Here is a 15,499-nt window from a genome sequence, read left to right on the forward strand (position 1 = left end):
ACCTTGTGCGCGCCCGTGTGATTCAAATCCTCGCGCTTGAGGAACACCTGGGCCCCGCCGAGCAGCTCGCTCCAGCGCCGAGCGTGATACACGGGCGACGGACGGCCGACGAAGTACTTCAGCTCGCGCTGGTACTCGGCCATGAAATCGGGATCGTTGCTGTACTTCTCGTAAGCAATGCGCAGCTCGTCGAGAGCATGCACGAGCGTTTCGGCGACGAACGTGCCGCCGTACGGGCCGAAATGGCCCCGTTGATCAGGAAGGTTGTACATGGTTGTCACTCTTCGCAGCGGCGGCGAGGCGCGTATCCCTATGGTCGCGCCGCCTTGCCTTTGTCACCCGGCGTCCGCCTCGCGCACCGCGCGCACGAACGCCGCCATTCGGGCGGAATCCTTCACGCCCCTGGCGCCCGGCACTTCGATGCCGCTCGAGACATCGACCGCATACGGGCGCACACGTCGAATGGCGTCACCGACGTTTTGCGCGTTCAACCCACCACTCAACACGGCCCGACGCGCGAGCTCTGCTGGAATAAGTGACCAATCGAATGTCTTCCCGCCGCCGCCATAGCCTTCCACAAGCGTGTCGAAGAGCAAGCCGCCGGCTGTCGAATAGTTAAGGGCCGATTCTACCAAATCGGAGGGCGCCGTATGCGCTCCGATCCGCAGGGCGCGCAGCCACGGCAGGCCGGCGAGGCTGGCGAGCTCTTCGCACTGCGCCGCGCTTTCGTCGCCGTGGAACTGCAGCATGGTGAGCGGCACGTTGCTCGCGACTTCACCGATCCATGCCGGCGTCGGATTGACGAACAGGCCCACGACGGACACGAACGGGGGCAACGCCCGGGCGAGGTCGATCGCCTCGGCCACACCCACCGAGCGCGGGCTTGGCGGATAGAACACTAGGCCGATCGCGTCGGCGCCGAGTTCGATAGCCAGCTCGACGTCGGCCCGGCGAGACAGACCGCACAGCTTGACGCGCGTGCGGCGGGAAACGGGGCCGGCGGCTTGCGCAGCGGGGGCGGGGCTCGTCATCGAATTACTCACTCCAAATGCCGCTCCATGGCACGCTGCCCAAGGGCGCGGGCGGCACCGCGAAGCCCTCGGGGTAGCCCACGTGGGCCAGGTACAAGCCGTCGGGCATGAACGTGGGCGCGGCGCAGCCGCGGTCGCGGCTCGCCAGCACGTCGGCCAGCCACGTTGCGGGGTAGCGCCCGCGGCCCACGGCCACGAGACAGCCCATCAGGTTGCGGACCATATGATGCAGGAACGCATTCGCCCGAAAGCGAAAGTGAATCATATCCCCGGCTTGGCGGATGTCGATTTGATAAAGGTGCTTGACGGGCGTTTTGGCCTGGCATTCCGACGAGCGAAATGCCGAAAAGTCGTGCTCGCCGAGGAGGCACCGCGCCGCGGCGCGCATGGCGTCGACGTCGAGCGGCGTGTGAATCCAGCCGGCGCGGCCCACCTGCATCGGGGAGCGCACGGCGTTGACGTAGAGCACGTAGTAATAGGTCCGCTCGAACGCCGAAAAGCGGGCGTGAAAATCGTCGGGCATGCGCTTGGCCCAATGCACGGCGACGGTCGGGGGCAGAAACGCGTTCGTGCCGCGCACCCACGAGAAATCCTGGCGATCGAGATCCGTGTCGAAGTGGACGACCTGCCCGAGCCCGTGGACGCCCGTGTCCGTGCGGCCGGCCACGACCGTATGCACGGGTTTGCAAGCGAAATCGGCCAGCGCCCGCTCGAGCGCGTCTTGAACCGTCTTGCCGTGCGGCTGCGACTGCCAGCCGCAGAACGCCGTGCCGTCGTATTGAATGCCTAGAGCGATGCGCATGGCGGGCGGCGTCAGGAAAGCGGCGCGAGTGTCGCGAGCAGCGCATGCGCTTCGTCGCTCGTGGCGGCGTCGTCCGATTCGATGACTTCGTGAATCAGCGTGCGCGCCCCGCCGAGATCGCCCAGCGCGATGTATTCACCCGCCAAATCGAGCTTGTTGCGCGCAATGCGCGCAAGCTGCTCGGGCGTGAACTGCGGCTCCGGCGCCAACGCAGCAGGCGCGCCTTCGCGCTCGCCGGCCCGGTCGCCCGGCAAGTCGAGATCGAACGACAAGGCGAGGGGGCCGATCGGTGCCGCGCCGAGCCCCGAAACACCTGGCGTGGCCGTCGGCGAGAGCCGCGGGCGCAGCGGCTCTTCACGGGCGTGGTGGCCGGCTTCGTGAGCGGCTTCGTCGCCATGATGAGCCTGTTCGGCGTCATGGCTTGGCTCCGCGTGAGGCGCGGCCGCCTGCTGCGCTTCGGATTCGGACTGCGCATCGTGCTCGTGTTCCTCATGCTCCTGCTCGTGCGCTTGCGCAACCGGGTGCGCCCCACCCTTAGCCTGCGGTTCCGTGCGAGGCGGCAAGCCCATGTCGAGCCCATCGAGGGCCGCGATCGCGCCCGGTGGCAGCGTCGCTTCCGGATTCGGTGCGGCAGCCTCCTCGGGCCCCGCCGAAACGGGCGGCTCGTCCCATTGCGCGTCGCTCGCTTGGGTGGGCTCAAGTTCGGGCGGCGTTGCCTCGCCCGAAGCGCCGACTTCTGCCTCCGGCTGCTCGAGTTCGGGCTGCGTCGCCTCGACTCGCGGGGGCGTTTCGACCCCGGCTTCCGGTTCGACCGGGGGCCGCGTCTCGACCAAGGGCGCCGCCGGCGCAGCGAGCGGTGCTTGCGGCGGGATATCTGCGACGGGCGGCGCCGCGGACGCGGCCGCAGGCTCGCGCTCCGGCGCGGCCTTGACAGCCGGCGCTTCCATTACGCCCGCTTCGGGCTCGCCGGTCAGCACGGCATCGTCGGTCTCGCCCGCTTCCAGCGCGAACATCGGATTGTCCGGATCGAGTTGACGACCGATCGACGCGACGTGCACCCAGTTGGGCCCGCGCCCGCCCGAGAGGCGATAGATCCGCTGCGCGATTTCGTCGAAGCCTTTCACGTTCTTGCGCTCGGCGTAGTGCGCGGCAAGCCCCATCAGCGCGCGCTTGCTCGACGGCGTACGGGCTAGCGTCGCCAAGAATTCGGCTTCGATGGGGTCGTCCGCCGACGCGGCAGCCGCGGCGAGCGGCGGCGCAGATTCGCCGCTTTGCGCGGCAGGCGAAGCCACGGCCGCGCCGCTCGACGCGGCCGCGAGCGCCGCCGCGCCGCGCCGACGGCGACTCACGCCCAGCGCGACGAGCAGGACCAGCAGCGCCGCGACGACGGCCGCCGCGACGGACGCGATCGCCGGGATATCGGCCCGCGCCACGCTGAATCCGTACCCTCCGATACCGATGAAACGCTGATTGGCGGCAGCCGCCGCGCGCGACTGGCCCGGGCGCGGCGCGGCGGCGGTACCCGACGCCGGAGGCGCTGCCGCGAAACCGGACCCGCCGGCGGGCGCATTGCCGGCGGCGGAACCGGATCGATTCCCGGACGGCGCGCCGAACCCGTGCCGCTGCAACTCCATCAGAACGCGATTCTTGAGCATCAGCAGTTGCTGAAGACTCGACACCTTCGGATGAGACGCCGCTTCGGCTGTGGCGGCCGCGCTGGAAGCCGGCGCGCCGCCGCGCGCCGCGCTCGCCGCGGCGACCGACGAGGTCGAAACGCCCGCAGCCGCCGTCGTTGCGCCGGATGCGGCTGCACCCGGTGCGGAAGCCGGCGCCGAAGCTTCCACGGCCCCCGAAACGGCCGACGCACCGGCCGGCTCCGCGGAACTGGCCGGAGCAGCGGGCTCCGGTTGAATCGCGCCGGTCCAGGCGTGTCCGCCGCTCGCGCCTACCGGCGCGCTGGGCTGCGGGTGCGGCGCGGCCGACGCGGCCGCGTTCGATGCGCCCGCCACGACAGGCGCCGGCACGTTCGCCGGCGCCGAAGCGCCCGTCGCTGCGCTCGCGGTCGGCGACGCTGCAACCGCTTGTCCCGATGCGGACTTCACCGCTTGAGCGGCGCTCGCCTTCACCGCGGCAGACGCCGCGGCCGCACCCTGCGACGCCGCCGCGCCCGCGGATGCCGGATTCGGCGCGCTGGCCGCGGCCGGGGCCGCCGTGGGCGCCGGTTCGGCTTTAGCCCCGGTCGCATCGAGCGCGGGGATGTTCAACGTCGCGCCGAGTTTCAACAAACTCGGATCGCCGCGCATGAAGGCCGACGGATTCGCATCGAAAATGGCCCTCGCCGCCCGCCCAAGCACCGCCTTGTCGTGCGACTGCGTGACCGAAGCGGCGATGTCGGCAAGCGACTGCCCGGGTTTGACCGAATACTGGGTCGCGGCGGAACCCGCCGTCGCGCTCTCGACCGCGGACGCCGCGGCCGGTGCGGCCGGCGCATTGGCGGCGGCTGCCGGCGCGGCCCAGGCCGGCGATATGCCGGCAAGCCCTGCAAACGCCAGCCAAACGCAGGCGATTGCAAGCGGTACGGCGCGACGCGTCGAACGTGTTGTCATGGCGATGTCACGCGCGTTCAAGCGCGTCTTTAGAGGCATTGGGGAGAAAGCAAAAATCGCAGCAGCAAAGAAAAAGGCGTCGCGGCAAGGCGACGCCTTTCGATGGGCCCTCTGCGTCGTAACCGCGTAGTTTACGTGAGGAACCCGGTCAAAACCACTGCGCGCGGACAGACGGCCGCTCAGGCCGCGTTGCGCGCGCCGCGGCTTACTTCTCGAGCAGGATGCGCAACATACGGCGCAGCGGCTCGGCCGCGCCCCACAGCAGCTGATCGCCGACGGTGAAGGCCGAGAGATATTCGCCGCCCATCGCGAGCTTGCGCAGACGGCCGACCGGCACCGACAGCGTGCCGGTTACGACGGCCGGCGACAGGTCGCGCATCGACGCTTCGCGCTCGTTCGGCACGACCTTGACCCAGTCGTTCGCCGCCGCGAGCATGCCGTTGATTTCGTCGAGCGGCACATCCTTCGTAAGCTTGATCGTCAACGCTTGCGAGTGGCAGCGCATCGCGCCGATGCGCACGCACAGGCCGTCGACGGGAATCGACCCCGGCTGTCCCATGGCCGGCTTACCGAGAATCTTGTTCGCTTCGGCGCCGCCCTTCCACTCTTCCTTCGACATACCGTTGCCCAGATCCTTGTCGATCCAGGGGATCAGCGAGCCGGCCAGCGGCACGCCGAAATGCTGCGTGGGCATCGCATCGGAGTTCATCGTTTCGAGCACGCGACGATCGATGTCGAGAATGGCCGAAGCCGGATCGGCCAGTTGCTCCTTGACGGCGCCATGCAGCGTGCCCATTTGCGAGAGGAGTTCGCGCATGTTTTGCGCACCGGCGCCCGACGCGGCCTGATAGGTCATGGCCGTCATCCAGTCGACCAGACCCTCGCTGAACAAGCCGCCCAGCGCCATCAGCATCAAACTGACCGTGCAGTTGCCGCCGATGAAGTTCTTCGTGCCCTTGACCAGTGCGTCCTTGATCACGTCGAGATTGACCGGGTCGAGGACGATCACCGCGTCGTCGGCCATGCGCAGCGACGAAGCGGCATCGATCCAGTAGCCGTTCCAGCCCGCGGCGCGCAGCTTCGGAAACACCTCGTTCGTGTAATCGCCGCCTTGGCAGGTGATGACGACATCGCACTTCTTGAGCTCGTCGATGCTCTTCGCATCCTTGAGCTTCGTCTCGTTCTTGGCGAACGACGGCGCGCTGCCGCCCACGTTGCTGGTGCTGAAAAACACCGGCTCGATCAGATCGAAATCGCGCTCCTGCTGCATCCGTTGCATCAGGACACTGCCGACCATGCCGCGCCAACCTACGAGACCTACGTTCATGACTAACCCTTGAAGTGGACGCTTCCCCGCAACCTTGCCCGGCGTGACCGCGCGGGGAAGACGAGCGGGCACGACGGACGATCAGCTTTTCGTGATCGTTTTGGGGGTAATCGTAATAATGGCGACCGCGCCGGCCATGCCGACGGTGCCGATAATGGCGAGCCCGCCCACACGGGCCGTATCGCCGTGCGGGTTTGCAATCGAGGAGATTTGGGACAGTTGCGCCATCGCGACAGTCTACACGAAAAAAGCCCATCGGCGTGCCCGCGGGCGCGCCAGATTCGGCAAAAAACCCACTACTTCAAGCGGTTTCGTGCGAGCAATGTCAAAAATACCGCTCGCACGAAACGGTGCCGGAACACCGGCTGAACGGTCAGAGCGCCGCGCGCACCGCGTCGCCCATTTCCACGGTGCCGACCTGGCGGCAGCCCGGCGTGAGGATGTCGCCCGTGCGGTAGCCGGCTTCGAGCACCTTTTGCACGGCTTTTTCGATGCGCTCGGCCTGCTCCGCCTTGTTCAGCGAATAGCGCAGCATCATCGCGGCGGACAGGATCGTCGCGAGCGGGTTGGCGACGCCCTTGCCGGCGATATCGGGCGCCGAGCCGTGCGACGGCTCGTACAGGCCCTTGTTGTTCTTATCGAGCGACGCGGAAGGAAGCATGCCGATCGAACCGGTCAGCATCGCAGCCTGATCGGACAAGATGTCGCCGAACAAATTGCCCGTGACGATGACGTCGAACGACTTGGGCGCCTTCACCAGCTGCATGGCCGCATTATCGACGTACATGTGCGACAGCTCGACATCGGGGTACTGCTTCGACACGTCGATCATCACGTCCTTCCACAACTGCGACGTTTCGAGCACGTTCGCCTTGTCCACCGACGTGAGCCGCTTGCCGCGCTTCTGCGCCGCTTGGAACGCCACGTGTGCGATCCGCTGCACTTCCGGCTCCGAATAGCGCATCGTGTCGAAACCCTCGCGCGCGCCTTCGAACGGACCGTCGGGCGCCGTGCGCGTGCCGCGCGGCGTGCCGAAATACACGTCGCCGTTCAGTTCGCGCACGATGAGGATGTCGAGGCCCGAGACGATCTCCGGCTTCAGCGACGAGGCACCCGTCAATTGCGGGTAGCAAATGGCCGGACGGAAATTCGCGAACAACTGCAGATGCTTGCGCAGACCGAGAATGGCCTGTTCGGGACGCAGCGCCCGCTCGAGCGAATCGTACTTCCAATCGCCCACTGCGCCGAACAGGATGGCGTCGGCCTCTTTCGCCAGCGCCAGCGTCGAATCGGGCAGCGGGTGGCCCTTCGCCTCGTAGCCCGCGCCGCCCACGGGCGCTTCTTCCATCTCGAACGTTTCGCCGAGCGAGTGGAGCACCTTCACCGCTTCCTTGACGATTTCGGGACCGATGCCGTCACCGGGGAGCACTGCAATTTTCATTAGGAGTCCTATCGAGTTGTCGGATAACCGGGTTGTCGAATGGCTGACGAATCGCTGTCGAACATCGAGCGTCGGCGGTCGGGCGCACAGCGCGCCGCGACCGTCGAAGCAAGCTTTCAGCCGACGATCCGATGGGCCAGCCAGGGCTGCTTTGCGATCCGCTCGGCTTCGAACGCGCGGATTTTGTCGGCGTGCCTCAGCGTGAGGCCGATGTCGTCGAACCCGTTCAAGAGACAGTACTTGCGAAAGCCGTCGACTTCGAACGCGTAATCGCGGCCATCCGGCGTCCGCACCACTTGCGCCTCGAGATCGATCGTCAGCTGATAGCCGTTGAACGCGTACGTCTCGTTGAACAGGTGATCGACCTGCTGTTCGGACAGCGCGATCGGCAGCACGCCGTTCTTGAAGCAATTGTTGAAGAAGATATCGGCGAAGCTCGGCGCAATCAGCGCGCGAAAACCGTATTGCTGCAACGCCCAGGGTGCGTGCTCGCGCGAGCTGCCGCAGCCGAAGTTCTTGCGCGCGATCAGCACCGATGCGCCTTGATAGCGCGGCTGATTGAGCACGAAGTCGGGGTTCAGCGGGCGACGCGAATTGTCCTGGCCCGGCTCGCCGTGATCGAGATAGCGCCATTCGTCGAACAGGTTCGGACCGAAGCCCGTCCGCTTGATCGATTTCAAAAATTGCTTCGGGATGATCGCGTCCGTATCGACGTTCTCGCGATCGAGGGGCGCGACGAGCCCCGTGTGCACGATGAATTTGTCCATGTCTCTCTTACTCCGCAGCCTTTTTGAGGGCGTGGCCCGCATCGCTCATGTCCTGACCGAACCCGGCGACCGTGTTGCAGCCCGCGAGGCCCAGCAATGCGCCGGCGAGCGCGACCAGCCCTGCCCGCCGCCAAACCATCCACGCTTTCATGACCTCACCCCAACTTGCGAATATCGACGAAATGCCCTTCGATCGCGGCAGCCGCGGCCATCGCCGGGCTCACGAGATGGGTGCGTCCGCCCGCGCCTTGGCGCCCTTCGAAGTTGCGATTCGAGGTGGACGCGCAACGCTCGCCCGGGTCGAGCCGGTCGGCATTCATGGCGAGACACATCGAGCAACCGGGCTCGCGCCACTCGAAGCCGGCGTCGACGAACACTTTGTCGAGCCCTTCGCGCTCCGCTTGAGCCTTGACGAGACCCGAACCCGGCACGACCATCGCGAGCCGGATGTTCGACGCCACGCGGCGTCCCAGCTTCTTCACGACGTAAGCCGCGGCGCGAATATCCTCGATGCGCGCGTTCGTGCACGAACCGATGAATACCTTGTCGAGCTTGATCGATTCGATCGGCGTATTCGGTTCGAGCGCCATGTACTGCAACGCGCGCTCCATGGCGCCGCGCTTGACCGGGTCCTTTTCGCGTTCGGGATCGGGCACGCGAGCGTCGACGGCCGTGACCATTTCGGGCGACGTGCCCCAGGTGACCTGCGGCACGATCTGGCTCGCATCGAGTTCGACCACACGGTCGAAATGCGCGCCGGCATCGGAGGCGAACGTGCGCCAGTATTCGACGGCGTGATCCCACTCGACGCCTTGCGGCGAGTACGGGCGGCCCTTCAGGTAATCGATCGTCGTATCGTCCACGGCAACCATGCCCGCGCGCGCGCCAGCTTCGATCGCCATGTTGCAAACGGTCATTCGGCCTTCCATCGACAGAGAGCGGATGGTCGAGCCGCCGAATTCGATCGCGTAGCCCGTGCCGCCCGCCGTGCCGATCTTGCCGATGATGGCGAGCACGATGTCCTTGGCCGTGCAGCCGCGCGGCAGCGGGCCGTCGACCTTCACGAGCATGTTCTTGCTCTTCTTTTGCAGCAGCGTTTGCGTGGCCAGCACGTGTTCGACTTCCGACGTGCCGATGCCATGGGCGAGCGCGCCGAACGCGCCGTGCGTGGACGTGTGCGAATCGCCGCAGACGATCGTCATGCCGGGCAGCGTGGCGCCTTGCTCAGGCCCGATGATATGAACGATGCCTTGACGCATGTCGTTCATCTTGAATTGCGTGATGCCGTACGAGTCGCAGTTGGCGTCGAGCGTGTCGACCTGCAGCTTCGATACGGGATCGGCGATGCCGTGGCTGCGATCGGTGGTCGGCACGTTGTGGTCCGACACGGCCAAATTTGCGCTGACGCGCCACAGCGGGCGCTCGTGCATCTTCAGGCCTTCGAATGCCTGCGGGCTCGTGACTTCGTGCAGCAATTGACGATCGATGTAGAGCAGCGTCGTACCGTCTTCTTCGGTGTGGACGACGTGCGAATCCCACAGCTTGTCGTAAAGAGTCTTTGACATGGTATGCGCGGTAATCATGGGAACGGGCAACCCGGGTTCGGTCGATTATGCCACGCGCACCGCCGCCGCGACACCAGCGGCCGGAGAAAAAGCGATAAAAAACAGTGAGTTGGGTGGTAGTCCCAGTACTAGGTTCGCCGCTACCCTCCCTGACGAATCAAATGCGCGCAATCGTCGATTCGGGCGCCTGATTCACCGCGGTCGGCTCGCCGCGTATCACGCTCGCCTCGCTCAGCATTCGCCAATCGCGCGGCAGGATCCGCGGGCCGGGGCCGACGACGTCGACCGTCGCGCTCAGCCGAATGTCGCGGCTCGAGCCGCCTACCATGATGTCGAACCGGCCCGGCTCTACGATGCGTTCGCCGCGATGGTCGGTAAAGTTCAGCATGTCCACCGGAATGCGAATGCTGACGGTGCTCCGCTCCCCGGGCGCGAGGCTTACGCGCGTGAACGACTTCAGTTCGCTCACGGGTCGCACGACCGAAGCCATGCAGTCGCGAACGTATACCTGAACGACCTCGGTGCCTGATTTTTCGCCTGCATTCGTGACGACGAAACGCAACGCAACCGATCCGTCCTCGATCGACACCTTCTCGCCGTCTAATTCGAGATCCTGATATTCGAAGCGCGTGTAGCTCAGGCCAAACCCGAACGGAAAGCGCGAGCCGAAGTGGTAGGCAATCGGCGTCCCCGCGCTCTTGAGCTTGTGGTTGTACACGTATGGGACGGCGCCCGCACTGCTCGGCGCCGATAGCGGCAGCCGACCGGAGAAATTCTCGGCTCCGGTGAGAAGGTCGACCAATGCCAGGGCGCCGCCTTCCCCGGGCGCGAAGGCCATGACGTGCGCGCAGACGCGGCTCTCGAGGCCGCCGAGGTTATACGGCCGTCCCCCGGTAACGACGACCACGGTCGGTGTGCCCGTGGCGACCACCGCTTCGAGCAACGCTTGCTGAACCCCGGGCAATGCGAGCGTGTCCGTATCGGAGCCCTCGCCGACCGTGCCCGATTGAAACAAGCCGGCGAGATCGCCCACGCACACCAGCGCCACCGCCGCTTGCTTCGCGGCGTCCACGGCAGCGGCGATCTGCGTCGTGTCTCGACTGATCAACGATGTTCGCCGCTCGTACCCATCATGAGCGTCGTCGGCGCCTACATCGCCCGGATAGACCGGCGCGCCCTGGCGGCGCTCCGCGATGATGTCGCACCCTTTCGCATAGACGATACGCTCATCGCCGAACCGATCTCTCATGGCGCGTAGCGTCGTCGTCATCGCCACGCCGGCGGTTTCACCGGCGTTGATGAGATGAACAGGGAAGCTGTATCCGGCAAGCAGTGCAAGCGGATCGTCGGCCGTCGGCCCGATGACCGCAAGCTTGCCGAGTTTGCCCGGCTTCTCGGTCTCCAAAGGCAGGATGCCGTCGTTGGACAACAATACGGCGGATTCGACGGCCACTTGATAGGCCAACTGACTCGCTATCTCGCCGCGTAACGCCACCCCTTCCTCATCGACATAGGGGCGTTCGAACAGCCCCAGCCGGAACTTAGTGGAGAGGATGCGCGAGACGATCGAATCGATCGTCGACTCGGCGATCTCGCCGCGCGCGAGCGCCTCTTTCAGGTGGAACGTGCATTCGTGACCCGGCAGTTCGATGTCCAAGCCGGCGTTGAACGACATCGCCGCGGCCGAGGCCGCATCGGGCGCCACGCGATGGTCCGTGTAGAGCAGTTTGACGCCCGCGTAGTCGGCGACGATCAAACCATCGAATCCCCATTTTTCTCGCAGAACGCCGGTCAAGAGACCGCGGTCGGCATGACACGGTACGCCGTCGACATCGTGATACGCGGGCATGACCGCCCCCGCATCGGCAAGCTTCACGGCCATCTCGAACGGCAGCAAGAAGATATCGTTGAATTCGCGAGGCCCCACATGGACAGGCGCGTGATTGCGCCCGCCTTCGCTCGCGGAATGGCCGGCGAAGTGCTTCAGCGTCGCCAGGACGTCGCGGCGGTCGCCTTGGAGGCCCTTCACGTACCGCGTGGCCATGACGCCGACGAGATAGGGGTCTTCGCCGAGCGTCTCTTCCGTCCGCCCCCACCTCGGATCGCGCGATACGTCGAGCACCGGGGCGAGACCTTGATGGCAACCGATCGAGCGCGCCTGCTCGCCGATGGCTTGCCCCACGCGCTCGACAAGGTCGGGATTCCAAGTGGCCGCATAGTTCAAAGGCGCCGGAAACAGCGTGGCATCCTTGACCATGAGCCCGACCAGGCATTCCTCGTGCGACATGACGGGAATGCCGAGACGCGTGCCCTCGACCATCCGGCGCTGCAACGCGTTCAGCGCACGCACGCCCTCCTTCGGGTCGACCGTATGCGTCCCCAGCGGCCGCGTGATTTGACCCAACCCGTGCTCGAGCAGCGCATCGACGGAAATGTCCGTCGTGCGCTGCGCGAAGTCCGCGACGCGCCATTCGTGCCGCCCGTCCGGCGATAGTTTGAGCCAGCCCGCGTGCATCTGCGCGATCTTCTCGTCGAGCGTCATTCGACCCAGCAGATCGGCGACGCGCTGCTCGAGCGTCGCTTGCGGATCACGATAAATCGGCTGGCCCGATGCGTTTTGCGACGACATAAGTAGCTCCTTCGATTCAGCCTTTCAACGACCCGGCCATCATCCCCTTGATGATTCGCTCCTGGCCGCACGCATAGACGAGAATCAGCGGCAGAGAGGTCAACGTCACGACGGACAACATGGCGGGAATATTCGACGAGTACTGCCCCTGAAAGTCCCAGACGGCGAGCGGCAGCGTGCGGTGCTCCGGCGTCGACGTCAGCACGTACGCAAAAATGAACTCATTCCATAAAGCGATGCTGTTGTAGATGGCTACGGTGGCCAACCCGGGCGTGGACAGCGGAAAATAGATCTTCCAAAAAATGCGCAGCGGCCCGCAGCCGTCGAGCTGCGCGGCCTCGTCGAGCTCGCGCGGGATTTGCCGCATGAACTCCGTGAGAATGAAGATCGAGATGGGCAAACTCAACGCAACGTACGGGCCGACCAATGCAAACTTGGTGTCGTACAGCCCGAGGTTTCGCACGAGCAAGTAAATCGGCACCAGCGTCGCGTGCAACGGCACGATCATCGCGGCCACCACGAGCGCGAACAGCGCGTGATTGAAACGGAACTCGAGCCGCGCGAACGCATAGGCCGCCATCGCGCTGCATATGACGATGAGCACGACCGACAGGCCGACCACGAAAACGCTATTTGCCAAGTACGATAGAAACGCCCCATGCAGCACTTCGACGTAGTTGCCGAAGTTCAAATGGGCTGGAAGCGACCATACGGGATTCGAATAGGTTTCTTCCTGAGATTTGAGGCTCGTCGCCACCACGAACACGAACGGCAGCGTCGTCACCGCGAGCCATACGAGCCCCATCAACAGGATGCCTAGACGGACTGGCTCCGCACGGGAGCGAACATTCGGCCCGCGCATGTCACGCCCGCGTTTCAAAACGGCGCGTGACGCGCAACGCCATGGCGGCCACGACGGAGACGATCAAGAACATCGCGGATGCAATCGTGCTGCCGTAGCCAAGCTGAAATGAACTGAACACCGTCCGATACATATAGGTGGCCATCAATTCCGACGAACTCTCGGGTCCGCCGCCCGTCATCACGAAGATCAAGTCGAAGTAACGCAGCGAGCCGATGACCGACAGCAGCGCGGCGGTGCGGATCGTCCCTTGCAGGTGCGCCAGTTTGATGCGCCAGAAAATCGTCCACTCCGAGGCGCCGTCGAGACGTGCGGCTTCGCTCAGTTCGGCTGGGAACGACGACAGCCCCGCGAGAAACAGCACCATGTAAAAAGGAATGTTTTGCCAGCAGATAACTGCGATCGTGGAAGCCAGCGCGTAACGCGTATCGCCAAGCCAATCTTTCGCGAGCACATCCCAGCCCATTGCACGCAACGCCGCATTCAAGGGACCGAAGTTCGGGTCGTACACGTTCTTGAACAGCACGCCGATCGCAACGCTCGACATCAGCAAAGGTAGGAAGTACAGAATCTTGAGCGTCCTCGAACCCCGCCCGGCCTTGTCGAGCAATACGGCAAGCGCAAGCGCTATCGGCAGCTGAATCAGTACCGAAAACAGCGCAAGCAGAAAGTTGTTGCAGAGGGCAAGTCTGAAGATGTCGTCGTGAAAAAGACGTGCCCAATTGGCGAGGCCCACGAAGCGCGCGTCGGCGCCGAGACCGTTCCAATCGAGCGTCGACAGGCGAAAACTGGAAATCAACGGATAGATCAGAAACACGGAAAGCAGCACGATCGACGGCGCGAGCAATACGGCGACGGCGAACCATTTCGAAGGCTGTTTCGTCGCCTTCGCCGCGTCGAGCGCAATAGCAATGCCCATGGTGATCTCCTCGTTCGCCGAAGGTCCGGTGCGTAGCCCTCGGCTAGCGATGCGCCTCGGTCTCGGCAGCCGCCTCCATGCGCTGCGCGGCCGCTTCGGGCGTCAGCGACAAACCGAACAAGGCTTGCGTCGTGTCCTTATGGACTTCGCCGAGTTCCGGCGGCAACTCCTGGTCGTACCAAAGCTGGACGCTAGGCGCCTGCGCGACGAGTTGCTGCAGCCGCTTGAGGAACGGATCGTCGACGATCAGATTCTTCACGGGCGGGATATGCGCATCCGCCACGCGCGCCTTCATCGACGTATCGTCGGTGATCGTCTTGACGAGTTCGAAGGCAGCGTCGCGAAAGGCGCATTGCGTCGAGATGCTCGTAAAGCGATCGCCAACTGTGCCGATCACGTCACGCGGATCGCCCTTGCCGCCAGGAATGGAGGGAAACGGAAAAAAGTCGAGCTTCTTATAGAACGCGGGGTTTTCTTTCAGGATCGTTGAGGCTTCCCACCCGCCCATCAGTTCCATCGCCGCGCGGCCGGCGTAGAGCAGCCGGCGCGATCCGCCAATATCGTAGTCGAGCCCATTGAACCCTTGCGCAAAGGCGCCGGCCTTGACGAGCTGTTGAACGTATTGGCCCGCTTGCACGAAGACCGGATCCGCAAAGCTGCCGCCTGGCGCGCGATCGGCCGCCTTGCGAAAGACCTCGGGCCCGCCCAGCCGGTCGACGAGATACATGTAGTACATCGAGCCGGTCCACTTGTTCTTGTTCGCGAGCGCGAACGGGGCGATCCCATGCGATTGAAACGTCTTCGCCACGTTCAGCAGGTCATTCCATGTCGCAGGGGGATTCACGTGAAATTGCGCGAACAGATCCTTGTTGTAGAAGATGACCGCTGCCGACACATTTTCTGTTGGTATGCCGTAGACCTTGCCGTCGTAGGTGACGGCTCGCCACGAGGTCGGCAAGAATCGATCTCGAAATGCGGGGTCTTTTTGCAGGTACGGTGTGAGATCGACCACTTGCCCGGCCTTCACGTATTCATGAAGCGGACCGCCGCCCCATGTATCGAAAACGCACGGCGGCTGTCCCGCGCCGAATGCGACCTTGAGCTTGGTTTTGTAGGCGTCGTTGAGGATGTGTGAATCCTCTACCTTGTAGCCGGGATTCTGCTTTTCGAAACGATCCGCGGCCTCGCGGACGATCCGAGGTCCATTGCCGTCGGTCTGATGATCCCACTCCACGATCGTCTTGGGCGACTGGGCATATCCGGAAGCGGCCCAAGCCGTTCCAAGGGCAAGCACGAACACCGCCATGCTTCGAATGGACGCCGGTTTGCGGCGTGTCAGCCACGTCATCCTCGTCTCCTCTCAGGTTCACAGCTTAGTAGTACGTTATCGCTAACGTTATTTCATGGTAGGTCGGGAGATAGTGCATCGCCATGCGGGTTTACCAGGCGGGACATAACGCCGAGCCCGGCGCAGGTCCGCTGCTAGAATGATGACAATGTTCGGTAACGATAACGTTAGATTGACCCGACACCGTGCCCAAATCGGGCGT

General features: G+C 64.5%; 13 protein-coding genes and 1 pseudogene. All 14 read right to left on the reverse strand.

What is annotated here, in order from left to right; all coding sequences use genetic code 11:
* Nucleotides 1–272 (reverse strand): annotated as a pseudogene (locus tag ACTHNR_RS13240) (tryptophan synthase subunit beta); the annotation flags it as partial.
* A gap of 63 nt (nt 273–335) precedes the next feature.
* Complete coding sequence (locus ACTHNR_RS13245; RefSeq protein ID WP_440548106.1) at nt 336–1,031, reverse strand: phosphoribosylanthranilate isomerase; 696 nt, start codon at nt 1,029–1,031, stop codon at nt 336–338.
* Between the two features lie 4 nt (nt 1,032–1,035).
* Complete coding sequence (gene truA, locus ACTHNR_RS13250; protein WP_440548107.1) at nt 1,036–1,833, reverse strand: tRNA pseudouridine(38-40) synthase TruA; 798 nt, start codon at nt 1,831–1,833, stop codon at nt 1,036–1,038.
* Between the two features lie 11 nt (nt 1,834–1,844).
* Nucleotides 1,845–4,439, reverse strand: coding sequence for a FimV/HubP family polar landmark protein (locus ACTHNR_RS13255; protein WP_440548108.1), 2,595 nt, complete (start codon nt 4,437–4,439; stop codon nt 1,845–1,847).
* Between the two features lie 205 nt (nt 4,440–4,644).
* Nucleotides 4,645–5,766, reverse strand: a complete 1,122-nt coding sequence (asd, locus tag ACTHNR_RS13260; protein ID WP_440548109.1) for an aspartate-semialdehyde dehydrogenase — start codon at nt 5,764–5,766, stop codon at nt 4,645–4,647.
* Nucleotides 5,767–5,847: 81 nt separating this feature from the next.
* Nucleotides 5,848–5,994: a hypothetical protein gene (locus ACTHNR_RS13265; protein WP_440548110.1), complete on the reverse strand. Its 147-nt coding sequence runs from the start codon at nt 5,992–5,994 to the stop codon at nt 5,848–5,850.
* A gap of 145 nt (nt 5,995–6,139) precedes the next feature.
* On the reverse strand, nt 6,140–7,207 hold the full coding sequence (gene leuB / locus ACTHNR_RS13270; protein ID WP_440548111.1) for a 3-isopropylmalate dehydrogenase: 1,068 nt from the start codon (nt 7,205–7,207) through the stop codon (nt 6,140–6,142).
* Nucleotides 7,208–7,323: 116 nt separating this feature from the next.
* Nucleotides 7,324–7,974: a 3-isopropylmalate dehydratase small subunit gene (gene leuD / locus ACTHNR_RS13275; RefSeq protein ID WP_440548112.1), complete on the reverse strand. Its 651-nt coding sequence runs from the start codon at nt 7,972–7,974 to the stop codon at nt 7,324–7,326.
* A gap of 7 nt (nt 7,975–7,981) precedes the next feature.
* Nucleotides 7,982–8,125, reverse strand: coding sequence for an entericidin A/B family lipoprotein (locus tag ACTHNR_RS13280; RefSeq protein ID WP_440548114.1), 144 nt, complete (start codon nt 8,123–8,125; stop codon nt 7,982–7,984).
* 4 nt (nt 8,126–8,129) lie between these two features.
* Nucleotides 8,130–9,539, reverse strand: a complete 1,410-nt coding sequence (gene leuC, locus ACTHNR_RS13285; RefSeq protein WP_440548115.1) for a 3-isopropylmalate dehydratase large subunit — start codon at nt 9,537–9,539, stop codon at nt 8,130–8,132.
* Between the two features lie 157 nt (nt 9,540–9,696).
* Nucleotides 9,697–12,168, reverse strand: a complete 2,472-nt coding sequence (locus tag ACTHNR_RS13290; protein WP_440548116.1) for a beta-glucosidase family protein — start codon at nt 12,166–12,168, stop codon at nt 9,697–9,699.
* Nucleotides 12,169–12,184: 16 nt separating this feature from the next.
* Nucleotides 12,185–12,973 (reverse strand): carbohydrate ABC transporter permease, encoded by a 789-nt coding sequence (locus ACTHNR_RS13295; RefSeq protein ID WP_440548118.1) that lies wholly within the window; start codon nt 12,971–12,973, stop codon nt 12,185–12,187.
* Between the two features lie 58 nt (nt 12,974–13,031).
* Nucleotides 13,032–13,949 (reverse strand): carbohydrate ABC transporter permease, encoded by a 918-nt coding sequence (locus ACTHNR_RS13300; protein WP_440548119.1) that lies wholly within the window; start codon nt 13,947–13,949, stop codon nt 13,032–13,034.
* Nucleotides 13,950–13,992: 43 nt separating this feature from the next.
* Nucleotides 13,993–15,297: an extracellular solute-binding protein gene (locus tag ACTHNR_RS13305; RefSeq protein WP_440548120.1), complete on the reverse strand. Its 1,305-nt coding sequence runs from the start codon at nt 15,295–15,297 to the stop codon at nt 13,993–13,995.
* Nucleotides 15,298–15,499 lie beyond the last annotated feature (202 nt).

The sequence above is a fragment of the Trinickia sp. genome (assembly GCF_051954495.1).
Taxonomy (GTDB): domain Bacteria; phylum Pseudomonadota; class Gammaproteobacteria; order Burkholderiales; family Burkholderiaceae; genus Trinickia.